Here is an 18,703-nt window from a genome sequence, read left to right as displayed (position 1 = left end):
GTACGTCAGTGAAGCTGCTCGTCACCGGAGGCGCCGGCTACGTCGGCAGCGTCGTCTCCGCTCTGCTGGTGGAGGCGGGGCACGAGGTCGTCGTGCTGGACGACCTGTCCACCGGGCACGCGGACGCGGTGCCCGAGGGCGCCCGGCTGGTGCGCGGCACGCTGCGCGACGCGGCGGCGGAGGTGCTCGGCGGCGCCGGGTTCGGCGCCGTGCTGCACTTCGCGGCCCGGTCGCTCGTCGGCGAGTCCGTCGAGAAGCCCGGCCTGTACTGGGACAAGAACCTCGGCGAGTCCCTCGCCCTGCTGGAGGCGATGCGCGTCGCGGGCGTCCCCCGGATCGTGTTCTCCTCGACCGCCGCGACCTACGGCGAGCCGGAGTCGACGCCGATCCTGGAGACCGACCCGACCCGGCCGACCAACCCCTACGGGGCGTCCAAGCTGGCGATCGACACGGCCCTCGCCGAGTACGCGCGGCTGCACGGCATCGGCGGGGTGTCGCTACGGTACTTCAACGTGGCCGGCGCGCACGGGCGGCACGGCGAGCGGCACACCGTCGAGACGCACCTGATCCCGAACGTGCTGAGGATCGCGCAGGGCGGCGGCGACGCCGTGAAGATGTTCGGCGACGACTACCCGACGCCGGACGGCACCTGCGTCCGCGACTACATCCACGTGACCGACCTCGGCCGCGCCCACCTGCTCGCGCTGGACGCCTGCGAGCCCGGCCGCCACGAGATCTTCAACCTGGGCAGCGGCACCGGCAACTCCGTCCGCGAGGTCGTCGAGGTCTGCCGCGAGGTCACCGGCCGCGACATCCCCGCCGAGGTGGCGCCGCGCCGCGCCGGCGACCCGGCCGTGCTGGTCGCCTCCTCGGAGAAGATCCAGGCGCGGCTCGGCTGGAAGCCCGAGCGCGACCTGCGCGCCATGGTCGGCGACGCGTGGACCTTCCTGCGCTCCCGATGACCGGCGCGCTCAGCGAGGGCTTCGCCGAGGCGTTCGGGCGGGCCCCGGAGGGCGTGTGGCACGCGCCCGGCCGGGTCAACCTGATCGGCGAGCACACCGACTACAACGACGGCTTCGTGCTGCCGTTCGCGCTCCCGCTCGGCGTCTCGGTCGCCGCCGCCCGCCGCGACGACGGGGTGGTGGAGGTCCGCTCGCTGCAGGCCGCCACCGCCGTCACCGCGCCCGTGGACGGCGGGACGGTCGCCTCCGAGAACTGGCCCGCCGACCGGGAGTGGGCCGCGTACCCGGTCGGCGTCGCGCGCGTGCTGCGCGAGCACGGCACGGGCGGCGCGTCCCTGCTGATCGACTCCGACCTCCCGCAGGGCGCGGGCCTGTCCTCGTCCGCCGCCCTGGAGTGCGCGACGGCGCTGGCGCTGTGCGACCTGTACGGCGTGGAGATCGACCGCCCCGCGCTGGCCCGGCTGGCGCAGCGCGCCGAGAACGAGCAGGTCGGCATGCCGTGCGGCCTGATGGACCAGTCGGCGTCGCTGCTGTGCGCGCCCGGCCGCGCGCTGATGCTCGACTGCCGCAGCGGGCTGTCGTCGCAGGTCCCGTTCGATCCGGCGGCCTCGGGCATGGTCCTGCTGGTGGTCGACACGCGGGCCTCGCACGCCCTGACGGGCGGCGACTACGGGCGCCGCCGCGCGGAGTGCGAGGAGGCCGCGTCCCTCCTCGGCGTGAGCGCCCTGCGGGACGTGAAGGACCTCGCCGCCGCCCTCGCGGCGCTGCGCGACCCCGTACTGCGCCGCCGCGTCCAGCACGTCGTCACCGAGAACCACCGCGTCGAGGCCGCCGTCGGGCTGCTGCGCGCCGGCGCCCTCCCCGAGCTCGGCGCCATGCTGAACGCCTCGCACCTGTCACTGCGCGACCAGTTCGAGGTCTCCTGGCCCGAGGCCGACGCCACCGTCGACGCCGCGGTGCGCGCGGGCGCCCGGGGCGGCCGCATGGTGGGCGGCGGCTTCGGCGGCTCCGCCATCGTCCTCACCCCGGCCGCTCGCGCCGCCACGGTGCGGGACGCGATCACGGCCGCCTACGCCCGGCGCGGCTGGACGCCCCCTGAGTTCCTGGAGGCGCCCCCCTCCGAGGGCGCCCACCGCGTCAGTTGAGGGCCGCCTTCAGGTCCTTGTGGAGGCGGGCGGCCTCCTCGGCCGCGTCGGTCTCGTCCAGGGTGCTGAAGCCGTCCGCGGCGGCAGCGGCGTGGGCGGCGGCCTCGGAGAGGCGGCCGACCTGGCCGAGGACGCGGGCCTGGTCGTAGGAGACGAGGGCGGTCTCCCAGACGCGGGCGGGCTCGTTGTCCGGGGGCAGCCCGGCCAGCGCCGCGCGGGCCGCGTCCATGGCGGCGACGGCCTCGTCGGCTTCGCCGCTCCACAGCAGGCACATCGCGGCGCGGCGGCGGGTGCGGACCACCGCGTAGGGGTCGCCCGCCTTCTCGCCGGCCTCGGCCGCCTCGGCGAACCGGGCCGCGGCCTGGGCGTCCCTGTCGAGGGCGGTCAGGACGCCCCCGGCCTCCTCCAGGAAGTGCGCGACGGCGTCGTGCCGGCCGTCCCGCGCGGCGTCCTCGGCGAGGGCGGCGAACGTCGCGGCGGCGTCCTCCTCGCCCATCTCCTTCTGCGCGTGCGCGAGGATCAGGCGGCAGCGCCGGGCGGCGTCGTCGTCCAGGCCGGGCAGCGCCTCCTCGGCGGTCTCGGCGGCCTCCAGGTGGCGGCCCGCGGCAAGGTACGCGGCGGCGAGGTCCACGCGCAGGTGGACGGCCTGCTCGTGCATGCCCTCCGCCGTCCAGGCCGCGATGGCCTCGGCGAGGTCGGCGGCGGCGTCCGCCGCCCGGTCGGCGGCGAGGAGCGCCAGGCCGCGGTCGCAGTGCGCCGCCGCGCGCATCGGCGACGGGGGCAGCACGGCGATCACCTCGTCGAGCAGGGCGAACACCTCCTCGTCCGGACCGTTCTCCTGGCGGGCCAGGGTGCGGGCGAGCAGCAGGCCGGGCGAGGCGACGGTCTCCGGCTCGCCGGAGGCGCGCGCCTCGTCGGCGGAGCGGCGCAGCGCCGCCACCGCGCCGCCGGTGTCGCCGGTCCGCAGGAGCGCCTGCCCCCGCAGGAACCACAGCTCGCCGGCGCGGTCGGGCGCGTCGCCGGCGTCGGCCCGGTCCAGGGCGGCGAGGGCCTCGTCCGGACGGTCCAGGGAGAGATGCGCGGTGGCGAGGCGGAGCAGCGCGGCCGTGACGTCGCCGTCCTCCCCGGGATGCGCGGAGAAGTGCTCGGCGGACGCGTTCAGCTGCTCCATGCCGCCCTCGTCGCCGAGGTCGACGCGCATCGCGCCGAGGCGGCCGAGCGCGCGGTGCCGGCGGGTCTCGTCGCCCAGCTCCGCGTAGAGCAGGGACGCCTCCTCCCAGCAGCGCGCGGCGCCCTGCCCGTCGCCCTCGACGGCGAGTTCGACGCCGCGGCCGTCGAGGCGGCGGGCCTTCTGGAAGGGCGTCGGCTCGGTGGTCTCGGCGACGGCGTCGAACCGCCGGAAGGCGGCCAGCATGCCGGGCAGGTCGCCGTCCTGGCGGCGCCGCTCGACCAGGTCGAGCAGCTCGCCGAGATCGTCCACGGACGCGAGGTCGTCCGCGGCGGCCGGGGCGCCGGCGGAGGGGGTCCGCGGGGCGGGCGCGGGCGCGGGGCGGCGGTGGTGGGCGGCCAGCGGCAGGAACTCGACGACCGGCTCGGCCTCCAGCGTGCCGCGCACCTTGTCGCCCTGGTGGGACGTGCCGTTGCGGGCGTCGAACCGGGCCGCCAGCTCCGTCGCGCGCTCGGCCAGCTCGGCGCGGAGCTCGGGCAGGGGCACGTCCGCCGCCGGGCGGTCGTCCGCCGCCGGGCGGCGGACGGTCGCCGCGCCGTGGCCCGCCTCTTCCACCACCCGCAGCAGCAGGGCCGCCGCGGCGGAGAACTCCATGTCGGCGTGCGCGCTCGGGGCCCGGTCCAGCCAGCCGAGGTGCCGCTGCAGGATCTCCAGCCCGCGCGCCCCGTTGCCCGTCGCCGCGCAGAACTCCAGGTGCTCGGCGACGTCGCCGAGGTCGGCGAGGCGCGCCCGGTGCACCCGGTAGGCGCGGCGGTGCGCGCCGGCGGCCTCCTCCAGGCGGCCCGTGCGCAGGTACACCGGCAGCAGCGCCGTCTGGATCGACTGCGGCTGCTCGTTGCAGGACAGCCGCGCGCTCAGCACGGGCGCGGCGATCTCGAACGCCTCCTCGTACCGTCCGGCCTCGACGAGGTGGCGGGCCATGCCGGTCGGGTCGCAGCCCTCGCAGTCGGACAGCTCGTCCCGCTCGGCCGCGCGCCACTTCACGAACCATTCGTGCGCCGAACCGTCGCCGATGTGCCGCGCCACCACGTTGCGGTAGTGGTACTCCGCCTGGAGGCTGTGCCCGCCCGCCTTGTAGCGCCGCTCCATGTCGTCCAGGACGGCGTAGGCGCGGTCCAGCGGGATCTGCGGGAACGAGGTCAGGGAGCTGACCACGGCCTTCATCTGCCACAGCAGGCTGTGCGTCTCGTCGAACCGGACGGGGTCGCGGTCGTGGTCGGCCAGCGTGCGGCTGAACGTCGCGAACGCCTTCACGGGCTCGCCGCCGTACCGGTAGGCGTCGGTCAGCCTCACCCGCACGTGGAACGCCAGCACCTCGTCACCGGCCGCCTCCGCGCGGCGCAGCGCGTCCTCGATCAGGACGGTGCGGGCCTCCCCGTAGGGCAGCTCCTGCGATCGCGCCATCAGCGCGTAGACGTCATCCGTGCTCATCAGGGCCCTCCGGGGAGTGGACGGCCCACTCCAGCAGGCCGATGAAGGAACGGTTCAGGACCGCCGTGTCGACGGGACGCAGCGGGTGGTGGCCGAGCAGCAGCGCCTGCCCGTAGAGGGCCTGGACGGCCGCCTCGACCGGTCCGCCGTCACCGAGGGAGGTGACGCGCCGCGCCAGCGGGTTGCGGTGGTTCAGCACCAGCTGGGGACGGTCGGCGCTCGTGGTGGCGCCGACCGCGCCGAGCACGTCCGCCCACAGCTCGCCCGCCTCCTCCCGCGCGCGGGCCAGCTCGTCGCGGAACTGCGCGTCCCGGCTGGTCAGGTACAGCGCGGGCAGCGACGCGGGGTCGAAGTCGCGGACGACGACCTCGCAGCCGAGCCGCTCCACCGCCTTCTGCGCCGCCGCCAGGAACGGCCGCAGCGCCAGCTCCGCCGCCGGGTCGACGACGCCGAACGTGGTGGTCAGCTCCGCCGCGTCCAGCCGTGCGAGCCGGATATCGGGGTCCAGGTCCGGCAGCCGCTCGATGATCTCGGTGTCATGGACGTATCCGCCGTTGACCAGGCCCACGCCCTGGGCGCCCGCGACCGCCGCGAGCCGCCGGAACTCGTCCACGTCCGAGGTGAACCGGCCGCCCGGGTGGCGGCGGCGGAACTCGTGCAGGGTCATCGGCCCGGAGGACGTCTCGTACTCCAGCCACCGGTCGACGATCCGCAGCATGTCGTCGTCGTGCAGGGCCATCGCCTTGACGCCGAGCTGGTGCAGCCGCAGGAACGCCCGCAGCCGCGCCGGATCGGTCTCGGCGAGCTTCACCAGCCACTGCCGGAGCACCTCGCCGAGGCCGTGCCGCGTCGATTCGAGCAACTCGTCCTCGTACAGGGCCTCGCGGCTCGCTGTCGGCCGCAGCTCCCCCGCGTCCACGACGCAGCGCGCGAAGAACGCCCAGTCGGGAAGGAGTCCCTCGACGCTCTCGGCCAGCAGCATCCGCTTCAGGTAGACGCGGTGCGCGGCGCGCGCGGACGGCGACACCGGCCCGGGCAGGACGAACGCCACGCCCGTCAGCCCGGCCTCCGGCACGTCGAGGTCCACGACGTCGAACGGGGTGAACCCGCAGACCTCCTCGCAGTACCGCTCCAGCGCCCGCCTGCGGTCGGCGGGGTCGCGGTAGGACGCCCGCCACGGCGGCGCGCCGCCGGTGACGGCGACGCCGTCCACGACCAGCTCGACCGGGAGGAGCGACCCGTAGGTGGCGGCCAGCTCGGCGACGACCGGCGGGCTCAGCAGCTCCGCCGAGCCCGGCCGCGCCCGCAGCGTCACGGTCGTGCCCGGCTCGTCCCGCTCGCCGGGCTCGACCCGGTAGCTGCCCTCGGAGCGGCCGGTCCACCGGACGGCTCCGCCGCCGCGCGCGGACCGGGTCACGACCTCGATCTCGTCCGCGACGAGGAACGCCGACAGCAGCCCGATCCCGAACTGGCCGAGGAAGTCGTGGCGCGCGAATCCGAGCTCGTCCCGCTTGGACGACCGGCCGATCGTCGCGAGCAGCGTGTGGACCTCGTCCTCGGTCAGGCCGACGCCGTCGTCGTGGACGCGCAGGACGCCGCCGCCCGTCTCGATCTCGACGCGCCCGCCCGCCCCGCGCGCCGTGATCGCGTCCACCGCGTTCTGCAGCAGTTCCCGCAGGTAGACACGTGGACTCGCGTAGAGGTGGCGGCTCAGCAGATCCACCACGCCCCGCAGGTCCACCTGGAACGCCTGTTCGGCCACCGGCACGCCCTCCCCCGATCACTTTTCGAGCGATCACACCCTAGCGACCGATACCGACGCCTTCAGATCTTTTGTCCGCAGATCAGTGGGCCCGCCGGGGGCGGACGCGGACGAGCCCCGGACCGGGGCACGGTCCGGGGCTCGTGACGCAGGCCCGCTCAGGGCTCGCTCAGGTACGGAGCAGGTGCGGCTCAGATGAGGCCGAGCTTGCGGACGGCCTCGCGCTCCTCCGACAGCTCCGCGACGGACGCGTCGATCCGGGCGCGGGAGAAGTCGTCGATCTCCAGGCCCTGGACGATCTCCCACTCGCCGTCCCGGGTGGTGACCGGGAAGGAGGAGATCAGGCCCTCGGGCACCCCGTAGGAGCCGTCCGACACGACCGCCATGGACGTCCAGTCGCCGTCGGCGGTGCCGTTCACCCAGGTGTGCACGTGGTCGATCGCGGCGGACGCGGCCGACGCCGCCGACGACGCGCCCCGCGCCTCGATGATCGCGGCGCCGCGCTTGGCGACGGTCGGGATGAAGTCGTTCTCCAGCCAGTTCTGGTCGTTCACCGTCTCGGCGGCGTTCCTGCCGGCGATCTCGGCGTGGAACAGGTCCGGGTACTGCGTGGCGGAGTGGTTGCCCCAGATCGTCATCTTCCGGATGTCGGCGACCGAGGCGCCCGTCTTCCTCGCCAGCTGCGCGAGGGCGCGGTTGTGGTCCAGGCGCGTCATCGCGGTGAACCGCCCGGCCGGGACGTCCGGCGCGTGCTGCTGCGCGATCAGCGCGTTGGTGTTCGCCGGGTTACCGACCACCAGGATCCTGACGTCGTCGGCCGCGCCGGCGTTGATCGCCTCGCCCTGCGGCTTGAAGATGCCGCCGTTGGCCTCCAGCAGGTCGCCGCGCTCCATGCCCTTCGTGCGGGGGCGGGCGCCGACCAGCAGCGCGACGTTCGTCCCCTCGAACGCCCGCGCGGCGTCGTCGAAGATGTCGATGCCGGACAGCAGCGGGAACGCGCAGTCGTCCAGTTCCATCGCGGTGCCCTCGGCGGCCTTGACCGCCTGCGGGATCTCCAGCAGGCGCAGGCGTACGGGCACGTCCGCGCCGAGGAGGTGCCCGGACGCGATGCGGAACAGCAGCGCGTAGCCGATCTGGCCCGCGGCGCCGGTAACGGTAACGGTGACTGGGGTGCGAGTCATGCGTCCTTCTCCTGCTGTGACCTGACGGGGCTCAGGCGGCCATCCTTGGGGAACCCGACCGCCCGAGAGGCCGCCCGCCCGCCCTGCGTGGCGCGGGTTCTCTCGCCGTCGAGATAGTTGCGGTGCCAGGCTATCGCGCACGTCCCGCCCGCCACCGCGCAGGTGCGCCTCCCGGCGCGCGGCCCCCGTCCGGGCAGGCGGAAGGCCGTCCCGGACGGATCCGGAACGGCCTTCGTGATCGCCTGCGCGAGGGGGACCGCCGCGTTCTAGCCGCCGATCTTCTTCTGGAGGTTGGTGTCGAGCGCCTCCAGGAAGCCCTGCGTGGTCAGCCAGGGGGTCTCCCCGCCGACGAGCAGTGCCAGGTCCTTGGTCATCTGGCCGCTCTCGACGGTCTCGATGCAGACCTGCTCCAGCTTGCGGGCGAAGTCGATGACCTCGGGCTGGCCGTCGAGCTTGCCGCGGTGCTCCAGCCCGCGCGTCCAGGCGAAGATCGACGCGATCGGGTTGGTCGACGTCGGCTTGCCCTGCTGGTGCTGCCGGTAGTGCCGGGTCACCGTGCCGTGCGCGGCCTCCGCCTCGACGGTCCTGCCGTCGGGGGTCATGAGGACGGAGGTCATCAGGCCGAGCGAGCCGAAGCCCTGCGCGAGGGTGTCGGACTGGACGTCGCCGTCGTAGTTCTTGGCGGCCCAGACGAACCCGCCCTCCCACTTCAGCGCCGCCGCGACCATGTCGTCGATCAGCCGGTGCTCGTAGGTGAGGCCCTTGGACTCGAACTCGGCCTTGAACTCGGTCTCGTAGATCTCCTGGAAGAGGTCCTTGAACCGGCCGTCGTAGGCCTTGAGGATCGTGTTCTTCGTCGACATGTACAGCGGCATCTCGCGGCTCAGCGCGTACCGCATGCTCGTCCGGGCGAAGTCGCGGATCGAGTCGTCGTAGTTGTACATGCCCATGGCCACGCCGCCGCCGGGGAACGAGGCGATCTCGAACTCCATCGGCTCACCCTCGTTCTCGGGGGTGTAGGTGATCGTCACCTTGCCGGGGCCCGGCACGACGAAGTCGGTGGCCTTGTACTGGTCGCCGTGGGCGTGGCGGCCGATGATGATCGGCTTCGTCCAACCGGGGACCAGGCGCGGGATGTTGGAGACGACGATCGGCTCGCGGAAGATCACGCCGCCCAGGATGTTGCGGATCGTCCCGTTCGGGGACCGCCACATCTTCTTCAGGCCGAACTCCTCGACGCGCGCCTCGTCGGGGGTGATGGTCGCGCACTTCACGCCGACGCCGTGCTCCAGGATGGCCTTGGCGGCGTCGACGGTGACCTGGTCGTCCGTGGCGTCACGGTGCTCGATCCCCAGGTCGTAGTACTTCAGGTCCACATCGAGGTAAGGCAGGATCAACTGGTCCTTGATGAATTTCCAGATGATCCGCGTCATTTCGTCGCCGTCGAGTTCGACGACCGGGCCCGCTACTTTGATCTTGGGCATGCTGTTGCTGTCCCTTTCCTACACCTGGCCAGCAGTCCTTGTAAGGCTCAACTGGCTAGGCTAGCCGAGGCGGTCATGAGGTCTAGACCTGGCCTTGCCCCGGGACCCACCGCCTCCGCCCTGACCTGCGCCGACGCCCTAGCCGGGCGGCGGCTCACCGGCCCGGGCCGAGCGCCCGGCGAGGACCAGCCGCACACCGCGCACCAGCATCGTGAGCGCGATCACCACGCCGAACGCGCCGGCGAGGACGAGCCCGGTCTTGTTCATCGGCGGGACGCTCAGCGACACGAACGCGACCATCTCGCCGAGGATGACGAGCGTCCAGCAGTCGACCGACCGGCTCCGGACGGCGAGCGGGCCGAGCTGCGACTCGGGCAGCAGCAGCCGGGCGAGCGCGCCGATGAGCAGCGCGGCGGCCATCAGGCCCGAGCCCTTGCGGAAGTAGTTGAAGGCGCACAGCCCGAGCCCGGCGCCGACGCCGCTGAGCACGAGGAGGTACGGCAGCCGCGCGAGCCAGTGCGGGGCGGCGCTCCTCCGACGCGGCGCCTTGCGCCTGCGCCGGTGCACCTGGGTGCTCATGGCCCTCACGGTATAGGCAATCGGGCCCCGGCACGACATCGCGCCCCCGGCCGGCGGGAGCGAGCCGCGAGGGGACGCGAATGGGTCGGGACGGAGAGGCAAGGGGAGCGGCGGGGGAAGAGTCCGGCTTGTCGCCCGCCGCCGAAATGCGGATGGGACCTATGTGCCCAAGGTGATGGCCGAGAGCCCGCAATCCCCTGCGCCATCGGTCCTACTCGCCAGTAGGAGGGTGTGACGGCATGGCACCCGGGTAACCCGGCAGACAGGGGTCGCTAACTAGCTGGGAGGACTGCCGTGGAGGGGCCGTTCATGCGGATCGAGGACAGCGGGCTGGTGGTGCCGCTGCGCCCCGACGTTACGACGGTCGGGAGAGGGAGAGGAGTGGACATCCGCCTCGACGACCCGTCTGTGTCCCGTTTGCACGCAGAGATCGTCCGACGCGGCCCGTACGTCTACGTGGTGGACATGGGCCTGTCCCGCAACGGGACGCGCGTCAACGGCCGGCCGATCGCCCGCCGTGTGCTGGAGGACGGTGACGTCGTGAGCTTCGGCACGGCGCGCTGCCGGTTGGGGGGCATCCCCCGTGAGGAGGTCGACCCGGACGTCGAACTGCGGCGCGCCGTCGCGCCCGAGCTCACCCGCCGGGAGGTCGACGTGCTGACCTCGCTGTGCCGGCCCGCCCTGTCCGACGAGGCGTTCGTGGCCCCGGCCACGGCGCGCGACATCGCCGGCGAGCTGGTCGTCACGGAGGCCGCGGTCAAGCAGCACCTGCTGCGCCTCTACCAGAAGTTCCGGATCCCCGAGGGCGCCAACCGGCGCACTCGGCTCGCCAACGAGGTCATCGCGATGGGCCTCGTCCGCCCGCTGCCGCCGGTGCACGTGCCCCAGCAGGGCCGTCCGCCGATGGACGGGCGCGTCCCCGGGGTGCGCGGCACCACCGAGACGCGCCGGCCGGGCACGACCGGCCATGCTCACGCCCCGGGCCGCCCGGCGCACAGCACGGCCGCGGGACGGAGGGCCAGCTGATGTGAGACCCGCGGTCGCCCTCCCCCGGCAGCGCAACCCGGAGGGCGATCGCTCAGCCCCCGACGCGGCCGCGCAAGTGACGGCGCGGCCCAGGGCCATGCGGGCGGGGGCCGCCACCTGGGTGCTGGTGGCGGCCCCCGCGGCGTGCCCGTCCGAGGTCGGTGCCGGTGCCGGTACCGCGTCCGGTCAGGCCACCGGTCCGGTGGCCTGCTCGGCGGCCTCGACGACGTTCGACAGGAGCATGGCGCGGGTCATCGGGCCGACGCCGCCGGGGTTGGGCGCGACCCAGCCGGCGACGTCGCGGACGTCGGCGGCGACGTCCCCGGCGAGCTTGCCGTCCACGCGGGACACCCCCACGTCCAGGACGGCGGCGCCGGGCTTGACCATGCCGGCGGTGATGAGGCCGGGGACCCCGGCCGCGGCCACGACGATGTCGGCCTTGCGGGTGTGCTCGGCGAGGTCGCGGGTGGCGGTGTGGCAGAGCGTGACGGTCGCGTTCTCGCTGCGGCGGGTCAGCAGCAGGCCGAGGGAGCGGCCGACGGTGATGCCGCGGCCGACGACGGTGACCTCGGCGCCCTTCAGCGGGACGTCGAACCGGCGCAGCAGCTCGACGATGCCCTTCGGCGTGCACGGCAGCGGGCCCGGCTGCATCAGGACGAGCCGGCCGAGGTTGGTCGGGTGCAGGCCGTCGGCGTCCTTGGCCGGGTCGATGCGCTCCAGCACGCGCTGCTCGTCCAGGCCCTTCGGGAGCGGCAGCTGGACGATGTAGCCGGTGCAGGCGGGGTCGGCGTTCAGCTCGGCGACGGCGCGCTCCACCTCGTCCTGCGAGGCGGTGGCGGGCAGGTCGCGGCGGATGCTCTCGATGCCGACCTCGGCGCAGTCGCGGTGCTTCATGTTCACGTACGAGTGGCTGCCGGGGTCGTCGCCGACCAGGACGGTGCCGAGCCCGACGGAGACGCCGCGCTCGCGGAGCGCCTCGACGCGGACCTTGAGGTTCGAGCGGATCTCGGCGGCCGTGGCCTTGCCGTCCAGAATCTGTGCCGTCATGCGTTCCTCCGGGTGATCTCGGCCGGGACCGGCCCCGGGCGCGGAGCCCGGCCTGAGGGGTCCCGGTCACCCAGGCGCGCGGTGTCCGGACTGTCGTTCGCTCCCCGGTGGTGATCCACCTTGACCGCGCCAGTCGCGTAGGCCCCCATGCTAACCGGCCGCCTGGATCCGAGGGCTCCGCGGCTTCGCGCGGAGGGCGGACGCGGGAGTGGCTTGCGAAAAAGGACGCCGAGTGGCTCTGCCGGATGCCGTCCCTGGCTCCTAGCGTGCTGCGCATGACCGACGAATGGTTCGAGCGGCCCGTCCTGACCGGGCGATACGTGCGGCTGGAGCCGCTTTCCGCCGAGCACGCGGCGGGCCTGTTCGAGGCGTCCAAGGACCCGGATCTGTGGACCTGGATGAGCCAGCGGCAGCCGCGGAACGCCGGGGACATGCGCGCGCAGGTCGACCAGGCGCTGGCGGCCTGCGAGCGCGGGCTGCGCCTGCCCTGGGTCCAGATCGACGCGGCGACCGGCGAGGTCGCCGGGACGACGTCCTACTACGAGATCTCCCCGTCCGACCGCGGCCTGTGCATCGGCCACACCTGGATCGGGTCGCGGTGGCAGCGGACGGGGCTCAACACCGAGGCGAAGCTGCTCCTCATGGGCCGCGCGTTCGGCGACCTGGGGGCGATCAGGGTCGGCTGGCACACGCACGTCCGCAACGAGCGGTCGCGCGCGGCGATCGAGCGGCTCGGGGCGGCGTTCGAGGGCGTCCACCGCAAGCACCGGATCCGCGCGGACGGCTCGATCCGCGACACCGCCGCCTACGCGATGACGGACGACGACTGGCCCGCCGCCGAACGCGCCCTGCGCGCGCGACTGCGCTGACCGGCCTTTCAGTCCTCGGAGCGCTGGCGCCAGCCGATGAGGCGGTCGGTGCCGTGCCAGCCGAGCTGGGCGGCGAGCATCGCGGCAAGGAAGGCGGCGATCAGCCCGATCACCTGCCGGGACTCCATCAGCAGCAAGTCGGCCTGGTAGACGACGCCGAGCATGAGGGACATCAGCAGATTCATCCCGCCTCCACCACGGAACGCCCGCGCCGAGGTCAAGGGAGGGTCAGGGGGCGCGGCAGCCACGAGGCTACCTGTGCGAAGGCCATGCGCGGTCCCGCGGCGGAAAACCGGACACGAAAGCATGGATCGCGGAGAGCGCGGGGGTGAGCGGGGCCGTCCCTCAGTGGATGATCGCGATGAAGATCAGGCAGCAGATGATGTTGACCATCCAGCTGTTGTTCGTCATCCACTCCCGCGCGCGGGGCATGGCGCGTTCGGCACGCCGGTGGAACAGCAGCAGGGCGAGCAGCGGCAGCGCCGCGACCAGCAGCGTCGCGCCGACGAAGACGGCCGCCGCCGCCACGCCCTCGTGGTGCTGCGCGAGGTTGGCGCCCACGGTGAGCATCACGAGGAGGTCGGAGGGCATCAGGATGATCAGCAGCAGCCCGGTCTTGAAGGCCCGGCCGGGTCCGGCGCTCATCAGCGACCCGAGCCATTTGGGCGGCTCGATCGTGGCCCGCTTCACGTAGTTGCGCAGGATGGCCAGCAGCAGCAGCGCGATCAGCACGTACTGGACGATCTTTCCCACCGAGCTGTCGTCGGAGGGCTTGCCGATGTCGACTCCGCTGCCCACCAGCGCGAAGATGCCCCGCGCGACGGCGACCCCCGCGCTCGCCGAGACGGCCACGCCCGCCAGGAACGCCAGCGAGGCCCGCACGGGCCGCGGCGTCGTCACCAGGATGATCGCGGACATGATCTGGGGCCCGGCCATCATCGTGATGGCCAGCGGGAGCACCTGGAGACTCATGGCCCCTCCCCGCCGTGCCTCCCGCAGCGCGGGAACCGCCCTCGTCAGGACTCACGGTAGAGGAGCAGCGGACGGAGGATTCCCTGGTCAACGCGTTCTTGACCGGGAACTGATCCTTTCCGTACACGGGCGCGCCGGCGGGGCGGACCCCGCCGGCGCGCCCGGCAGGACGGCGTGCCCGCGGCCTCCTAGTGGAAGAAGTGCCGGACGCCGGTGAAGTAGAGGGTGACGCCGGCCTTCTCCGCCGCGGCGATCACCTTGTCGTCGTTGACGGACCCGCCGGGCTCGACGATCGCGCGGACGCCCGCCTCGGCCAGCACCTCCAGGCCGTCCGGGAACGGGAAGAACGCGTCGGACGCGCCCACCGACGCCGCGGCGCGCTCCTGCCCGGCCCGCGCGACGGCGAGCTTGGCGGAGTCGACCCGGTTGACCTGGCCCATGCCGACGCCGACGGTGGCGCCGTCCGCGGCCAGCAGGATCGCGTTGGACTTCACCGAGCGGATCGCCCGCCACGCGAACGCCAGGTCGCGCAGGGTCGCCTCGTCCGCGGCGGTTCCGGTCTTCAGCTCCCAGGCGGACGGGTCGTCGCCGCCGGCGTCCACGCGGTCCACTTCCTGCAGCAGCACGCCGCCGTCGACGCGACGGTACTCGGCGCCGCCCGCCGGGGCGTCCGGGCAGACCAGCAGGCGGATGTTCTTGAAGCGGTCCTTCAGGACGGTCACGGCCTCGTCCTCGAAGGACGGGGCGACCAGCACCTCGGCGAAGCTCTCGGTGACCTGGCGGGCCAGGTCCGCGGTGACCGGCCGGTTCGCCGCGATCACGCCGCCGTACGCCGACACCGGGTCGCAGGCGTGCGCCTTGCGGTGCGCCTCGGCGATGTCGGCGCCGACCGCGATGCCGCACGGGTTGGCGTGCTTGATGATCGCGACGCACGGCTCGGTGAAGTCGTAGGCGGCGCGGCGCGCGGCGTCGGTGTCGACGTAGTTGTTGTAGGACATCTCCTTGCCGTAGAGCTGCTCGGCCCCGGCCAGGCCCTTCTCGCCCGGCGAGCGGTACAGGGCGGCCCGCTGGTGCGGGTTCTCGCCGTACCGCAGGGTGTTCGAGCGCTCCCACGTGGCACCGAGGAAGTCGGGCCACCGCGTCTCGGCGGCGGTCTCGTCGGGCGCGTAGTCGCCCGCGAACCAGGAGGCCACGGCCACGTCGTAGGACGCGGTGTGCGCGAACGCCCGCGCGGCCAGGCGGCGGCGCTCCTCCAGCGTGAACCCGCCGGCCCGCACGGCGTCCAGGACCGTCCCGTAGGCGGAGGGGTCCACCACGACGGAGACGCTCGCGTGGTTCTTCGCGGCGGCGCGGACCATCGTGGGGCCGCCGATGTCGATCTGCTCGACGCACTCGTCCGGCGCCGCGCCCGAGTCCACCGTGTCGGCGAACGGGTACAGGTTCGCGACGACGAGGTCGAACGGCTCGACGGCCAGGTCGTCGAGCTGCTGGAGGTGGTCCTCCTTGCGCCGGTCGGCGAGCAGGCCCGCGTGCACCTTCGGGTGCAGGGTCTTGACCCGTCCGTCCAGGCACTCGGGGAACCCGGTGAGCTTCTCCACCTTCATCACCGGGACCCCGGCGGCCGAGATCCGGCCCGCCGTCGACCCGGTCGAGACGATCTCCACTCCCGCCTCGTGCAGGCCGCGGGCCAGCTCCTCCAGTCCGGACTTGTCGTACACACTGATCAGCGCGCGCTCAATCGCCACCCGACTCACCGGCCGAGCTCCCCTCTTGATTCGGACGAACCCCTGTCAGACGAACCGCTGCCGGACGAACCCGTGGCGGAGCCCTCACCGCCGGGCGCGTCCGCGCCGGTCCGGCACTTCATCGAGACCCGCCTGCCGCTCGCGGTCCATCCGTCGCGGGCCAGCCGTCCGACGACGTCGACGAGGAGCCGGCGCTCCACCTGCTTGATCCGCTCGTGCAGGGAGTCCTCGTCGTCATGCCGGCCCACGGGGACGCTCTCCTGGGCGATGACGGGTCCGGTGTCCACGCCTTCGTCGACGAAGTGAACCGTACAGCCCGTGACCTTCACCCCGTACGCCAGGGCGTCCCGTACGGCGTGCGCGCCGGGGAATGACGGCAGCAGCGCGGGGTGGGTGTTGACCGTCCGGCCGCCGAAGCGCGCCAGGAACCGCGGGCCGAGGATCTTCATGAAGCCGGCGGACACCACGAGGTCGGGCTCGTACTCGGCGACCGTCCCGGCGAGCGCCGCGTCCCAGTCGTCCCGGGACGGGAAATCAGGTATGCAGAGGGTGAAAGTCGGCAATCCCGCCCGTTCGGCGCGCTCGGTTCCGCCGATATCGGGGCGGTCCGCCCCCACGGCCACCACTTTCGCACCGTAGGCTGGATCCGCGCACGCGTCGAGCAGCGCTTGTAGGTTGGTCCCCGCGCCGGAGACGAGGACGACGAGCCGGGCGGACACCATGACTCCCCGGTGGACGTTACTGGGACGACACGAAGCCTATCGGGCGGCCCCGGCGCCGCCTCACCCCAGACCGTACGAACACCCCGCATGGAGGAGAAGAACGTGAGCGACCAGCCGGACCGTCCGGCCCAGCCCGAAGACCGCCCGGACGCGCGGCCCGCGGGAGAGCCGCCCGCGGGGCCGCGCCAGGGCGGGCGGGGCACCGGCTGGCGGGCCCTGTGGCTCGGCGGCATCGCCCTGCTGACCGCGTTCTTCTTCTACCCGCTCGGCCTGGTGCTCGGCATCGCCGCGCTGGTCGTCGGCATCAGGGCCCGCCGGAGCGCGCGCCGCACGCACGACGCCGCCCCCGGCGCCGTCCCCGGCATGGTGCTCGGCTCGATCGGGCTCGTGTTCTCGCTGCTGTCGGTCTCCCTGACGGCGTTCCTGTGGACGGAGCTGAGCGGCTACCAGAGCTGCGTCAGCACGTCCAACACCACCACCGACAAGCAGGCGTGCCGCGCGAAGTACTACCCGAAGATCGAGAAGAAGCTCGACCTTCCCGCCGGCAGCATGGACAAGTACGGCGACCTGCTCTGACCTGCTCTGACCTGCTCTGACCCGCCCTGATCGCGGCTAGAGGTCCTGGTCAGGGTCGTCGCGCAGGACGTAGATGGCGCCGCCCCGGTTCTCGGTGCGTCCCGAGTCCTCGCGGGGCGGCGGGACGGGGCGCCGCTCCTCGGCGGGCTCGTGCCCGGCGGGCTCCTCGGGCTCCAGGTGGCCCTCGACGACGATCGTGCCGTCGCCCGGCGGCGGGGGCTCGTCCTCGACGGGCCCCGGCACCGGGTCCGCCCGGCGGCGGGGCCGCCGGGGCGCGAGGACGGGCTCGGCCTCCTCGAACTCCAGCGGATCCGGCGCGTGCGGGGCCTTCGGCGCCGGCTTGGGCGGGCCCTCCAGGCGCAGGTCGTAGTCCTCGGGGACGGGCGCCGACAGCGGCATGGCGGGCTCCGGAGCCGCCCGCACCTGCTTCTTCGGCTCGGCGGCCTTCTTCGCCGCCCTCTTCTTGGAAGGCGCCTTCGCGGCGGCGGCCTTCTTCGCCGCCCGCTTCCCGGAACCCGATCTCCTGGACGGGGCGCCCGCCGGACGCCGCAGCACCATCCAGTTCGCCACCCACGCCGCGATCGCCGCCGAGATCCCCACCTCGAGGGCGGCCAGCAGCCCCACCTGCCACGCCGACGGGCCCACGGTCGCCATCCGCCCGCCGCCGAGCGGCCCTCCGGCCAGCGCGCTCAGCAGCGCCGCGACGGCCCCGGTCAGGGCGCCCGACACGAAGCCCCACAGCGGCGCGCCCTCCGACACCGGGCTCGGCAGCGACCGGATCGTCAGGACGCCGCCCACCGCGCCCGCGACGAACGGCGCCGCCAGCGCCAGCAGCGAGACCGCGGGCGCCGGGCCCGGCTGGGGAAGGGCCGCGAGCGGCGGGAACGCGGGCACGGCGTCCAGGAACACCCCGGTCGGGGAGACGCTCGTCCCGGCGCCGACGGAGAAGCCGGGGCCGACCGCGTAGGCCATGCCCCAGATCGCCGCGTTCGGCAGGAACGCCAGCTCGACCAGCAGCAGGAGGACGCCGCCGACGGCTCCGGGGGCGAGCATGTCGTAGAGGTCGCCGGCGTCCGACAGGTGCGTGGCGAGGGACCCGCCGACGAGCAGCGCGCCCGAGGCGAGCAGCACGCTCAGCGACCCCGCCACGCCGATCACCAGGGAGCGCGGCCGCTCGGGCAGCAGCCGCAGCAGCGCGCCCAGCCCGGACCGGACGCGCCGCCCCCGGGCCTCCGCCACCACGATCGCCCGCGCCGCGCCGAGCCCGCCCGCGACGGCGGCGACGAGGAAGCACCCGACGAGCGCCTGCCACGCCGACGGCCGGACCTCCTTCGACGACGCCGCGAGCGCGAGCAGCCCGGCCAGCGCCGCGTACGGGACGGCCAGCGCGACGGCCACGTGCAGGACGGCGGTGCGCTGCCGGTGCGGCAGGCCCGCCACCCGGATCATCCACCCGCCGCCCCGGTACAGCAGGACCCCGGGCAGGACGAGCACGCCGAGCGGGAGGAGCCCGAACCGCCCCTGCCCGTAGGAGAAGCCCGCGTGGTGCGAGACCAGCCAGAAGTTCACGGCCGTCCGGAACACCCCGGCCATGCCGTGGCCGAGCGCGGTCTTCGGCGCGGCGATCCAGCCGATCAGCGTGATCGTGGTGAGCACCGCGAGCCCGATGCCGATGCACCACAGCGCCGCGACGAGCCCCGTGACGTACAGCGGCCTGGCGGGGGCGGCCGGCGGGCGTCCGCGCGCGGAGTCCGCGCCCGGCGGCGCGGCGGCCCGGCCCGCCTCGGCCGGCGGCGGCGCGGCCTTGGAGGGGGCGCCCTTGGAGGGGGCGCCCTTCGGCCCCGCACCCTTCGCCGGTGCGGCCTTCGACGGCTCCCGCTTCGCGCGCTGCCCGGGGGTCTTGTCGCTCACCGGTCCATGCTGGCACCGCGCCCGCCCCCGCAAGGCCCGCCCGCCCGGCGTGTCGCCTTTGTG

The 18,703-nt window shown here is 74.0% G+C and carries 16 protein-coding genes and 1 riboswitch; of the genes, 5 read left to right on the top strand and 11 right to left on the bottom strand.

Translation table 11 applies throughout. The features are described from left to right. The first annotated feature begins 8 nt into the window (after positions 1-8). A complete protein-coding gene (gene galE / locus BJY14_RS26310; protein WP_179846058.1) occupies positions 9-962 on the top strand; it encodes a UDP-glucose 4-epimerase GalE in 954 nt (317 codons plus the stop codon). Next, positions 959-2,107: a galactokinase gene (galK, locus tag BJY14_RS26305; RefSeq protein ID WP_179849635.1), complete on the top strand. Its 1,149-nt coding sequence runs from the start codon at positions 959-961 to the stop codon at positions 2,105-2,107. The genes galE and galK overlap by 4 nt, the downstream gene beginning before the upstream one ends. Here galK and BJY14_RS26300 read toward each other — a convergent pair. The 5 genes from BJY14_RS26300 to BJY14_RS26280 form a co-directional block, all read right to left on the bottom strand. Beyond that, on the bottom strand, positions 2,100-4,766 hold the full coding sequence (locus BJY14_RS26300; protein ID WP_179846057.1) for a hypothetical protein: 2,667 nt from the start codon (positions 4,764-4,766) through the stop codon (positions 2,100-2,102). The genes galK and BJY14_RS26300 overlap by 8 nt on opposite strands. Next, the gene (locus BJY14_RS26295; protein ID WP_179846056.1) at positions 4,753-6,528 is read right to left on the bottom strand and encodes an HSP90 family protein; all 1,776 of its coding nucleotides are present in this window, start codon (positions 6,526-6,528) and stop codon (positions 4,753-4,755) included. Before BJY14_RS26295 ends, BJY14_RS26300 begins: the two co-directional genes overlap by 14 nt. Positions 6,529-6,719: 191 nt before the next feature. After that, positions 6,720-7,709 carry a malate dehydrogenase gene (locus tag BJY14_RS26290; protein WP_179846055.1) on the bottom strand — a complete coding sequence of 330 codons (990 nt, stop codon included), beginning with the start codon at positions 7,707-7,709 and terminating at the stop codon, positions 6,720-6,722. Positions 7,710-7,975: 266 nt separating this feature from the next. After that, complete coding sequence (locus BJY14_RS26285; protein ID WP_179846054.1) at positions 7,976-9,193, bottom strand: NADP-dependent isocitrate dehydrogenase; 1,218 nt, start codon at positions 9,191-9,193, stop codon at positions 7,976-7,978. Between the two features lie 138 nt (positions 9,194-9,331). Then, positions 9,332-9,772 carry a DUF3017 domain-containing protein gene (locus tag BJY14_RS26280; RefSeq protein ID WP_179846053.1) on the bottom strand — a complete coding sequence of 147 codons (441 nt, stop codon included), beginning with the start codon at positions 9,770-9,772 and terminating at the stop codon, positions 9,332-9,334. Between the two features lie 294 nt (positions 9,773-10,066). On the opposite strand from BJY14_RS26280, the gene BJY14_RS26275 reads away from it, so the two are divergent. Beyond that, entirely contained in the window at positions 10,067-10,798 is a 732-nt protein-coding gene (locus BJY14_RS26275; RefSeq protein ID WP_179846052.1) for an FHA domain-containing protein, read from the top strand. A gap of 186 nt (positions 10,799-10,984) precedes the next feature. Here the strand turns inward: BJY14_RS26275 and BJY14_RS26270 are convergent, their stop codons facing one another. Next, the gene (locus BJY14_RS26270; RefSeq protein ID WP_179846051.1) at positions 10,985-11,845 is read right to left on the bottom strand and encodes a bifunctional methylenetetrahydrofolate dehydrogenase/methenyltetrahydrofolate cyclohydrolase; all 861 of its coding nucleotides are present in this window, start codon (positions 11,843-11,845) and stop codon (positions 10,985-10,987) included. Between the two features lie 61 nt (positions 11,846-11,906). Next, positions 11,907-11,992: riboswitch (ZMP/ZTP riboswitch) on the bottom strand. 128 nt (positions 11,993-12,120) lie between these two features. Here BJY14_RS26270 and BJY14_RS26265 point away from each other — a divergent pair. After that, a complete protein-coding gene (locus tag BJY14_RS26265) occupies positions 12,121-12,714 on the top strand; it encodes a GNAT family N-acetyltransferase (RefSeq protein WP_179846050.1) in 594 nt (197 codons plus the stop codon). Between the two features lie 8 nt (positions 12,715-12,722). On the opposite strand, the gene BJY14_RS26260 is transcribed toward BJY14_RS26265, so the two are convergent. The 4 genes from BJY14_RS26260 to purN all read right to left on the bottom strand — a co-directional run bounded on the left by BJY14_RS26260 (position 12,723) and on the right by purN (position 16,153). Then, complete coding sequence (locus BJY14_RS26260; RefSeq protein WP_179846049.1) at positions 12,723-12,899, bottom strand: hypothetical protein; 177 nt, start codon at positions 12,897-12,899, stop codon at positions 12,723-12,725. Positions 12,900-13,059: 160 nt separating this feature from the next. Next, positions 13,060-13,686, bottom strand: a complete 627-nt coding sequence (locus tag BJY14_RS26255; protein WP_179846048.1) for a GAP family protein — start codon at positions 13,684-13,686, stop codon at positions 13,060-13,062. 188 nt (positions 13,687-13,874) lie between these two features. After that, positions 13,875-15,440 (bottom strand): bifunctional phosphoribosylaminoimidazolecarboxamide formyltransferase/IMP cyclohydrolase, encoded by a 1,566-nt coding sequence (gene purH, locus BJY14_RS26250; protein WP_179846047.1) that lies wholly within the window; start codon positions 15,438-15,440, stop codon positions 13,875-13,877. Continuing rightward, complete coding sequence (gene purN, locus BJY14_RS26245; RefSeq protein ID WP_179846046.1) at positions 15,437-16,153, bottom strand: phosphoribosylglycinamide formyltransferase; 717 nt, start codon at positions 16,151-16,153, stop codon at positions 15,437-15,439. Before purN ends, purH begins: the two co-directional genes overlap by 4 nt. A 102-nt stretch (positions 16,154-16,255) precedes the next feature. On the opposite strand from purN, the gene BJY14_RS26240 reads away from it, so the two are divergent. Further along, entirely contained in the window at positions 16,256-16,729 is a 474-nt protein-coding gene (locus BJY14_RS26240; protein WP_179846045.1) for a DUF4190 domain-containing protein, read from the top strand. 36 nt (positions 16,730-16,765) lie between these two features. On the opposite strand, the gene BJY14_RS26235 is transcribed toward BJY14_RS26240, so the two are convergent. Then, a complete protein-coding gene (locus tag BJY14_RS26235; protein WP_312879405.1) occupies positions 16,766-18,640 on the bottom strand; it encodes a cell division protein PerM in 1,875 nt (624 codons plus the stop codon). Positions 18,641-18,703: the final 63 nt, after the last annotated feature.

The sequence above is a fragment of the Actinomadura luteofluorescens genome (assembly GCF_013409365.1).
GTDB classification, from domain to species: Bacteria; Actinomycetota; Actinomycetes; order Streptosporangiales; family Streptosporangiaceae; genus Spirillospora; species Spirillospora luteofluorescens.
This window is presented reverse-complemented; position numbering and strand designations above follow the sequence as displayed.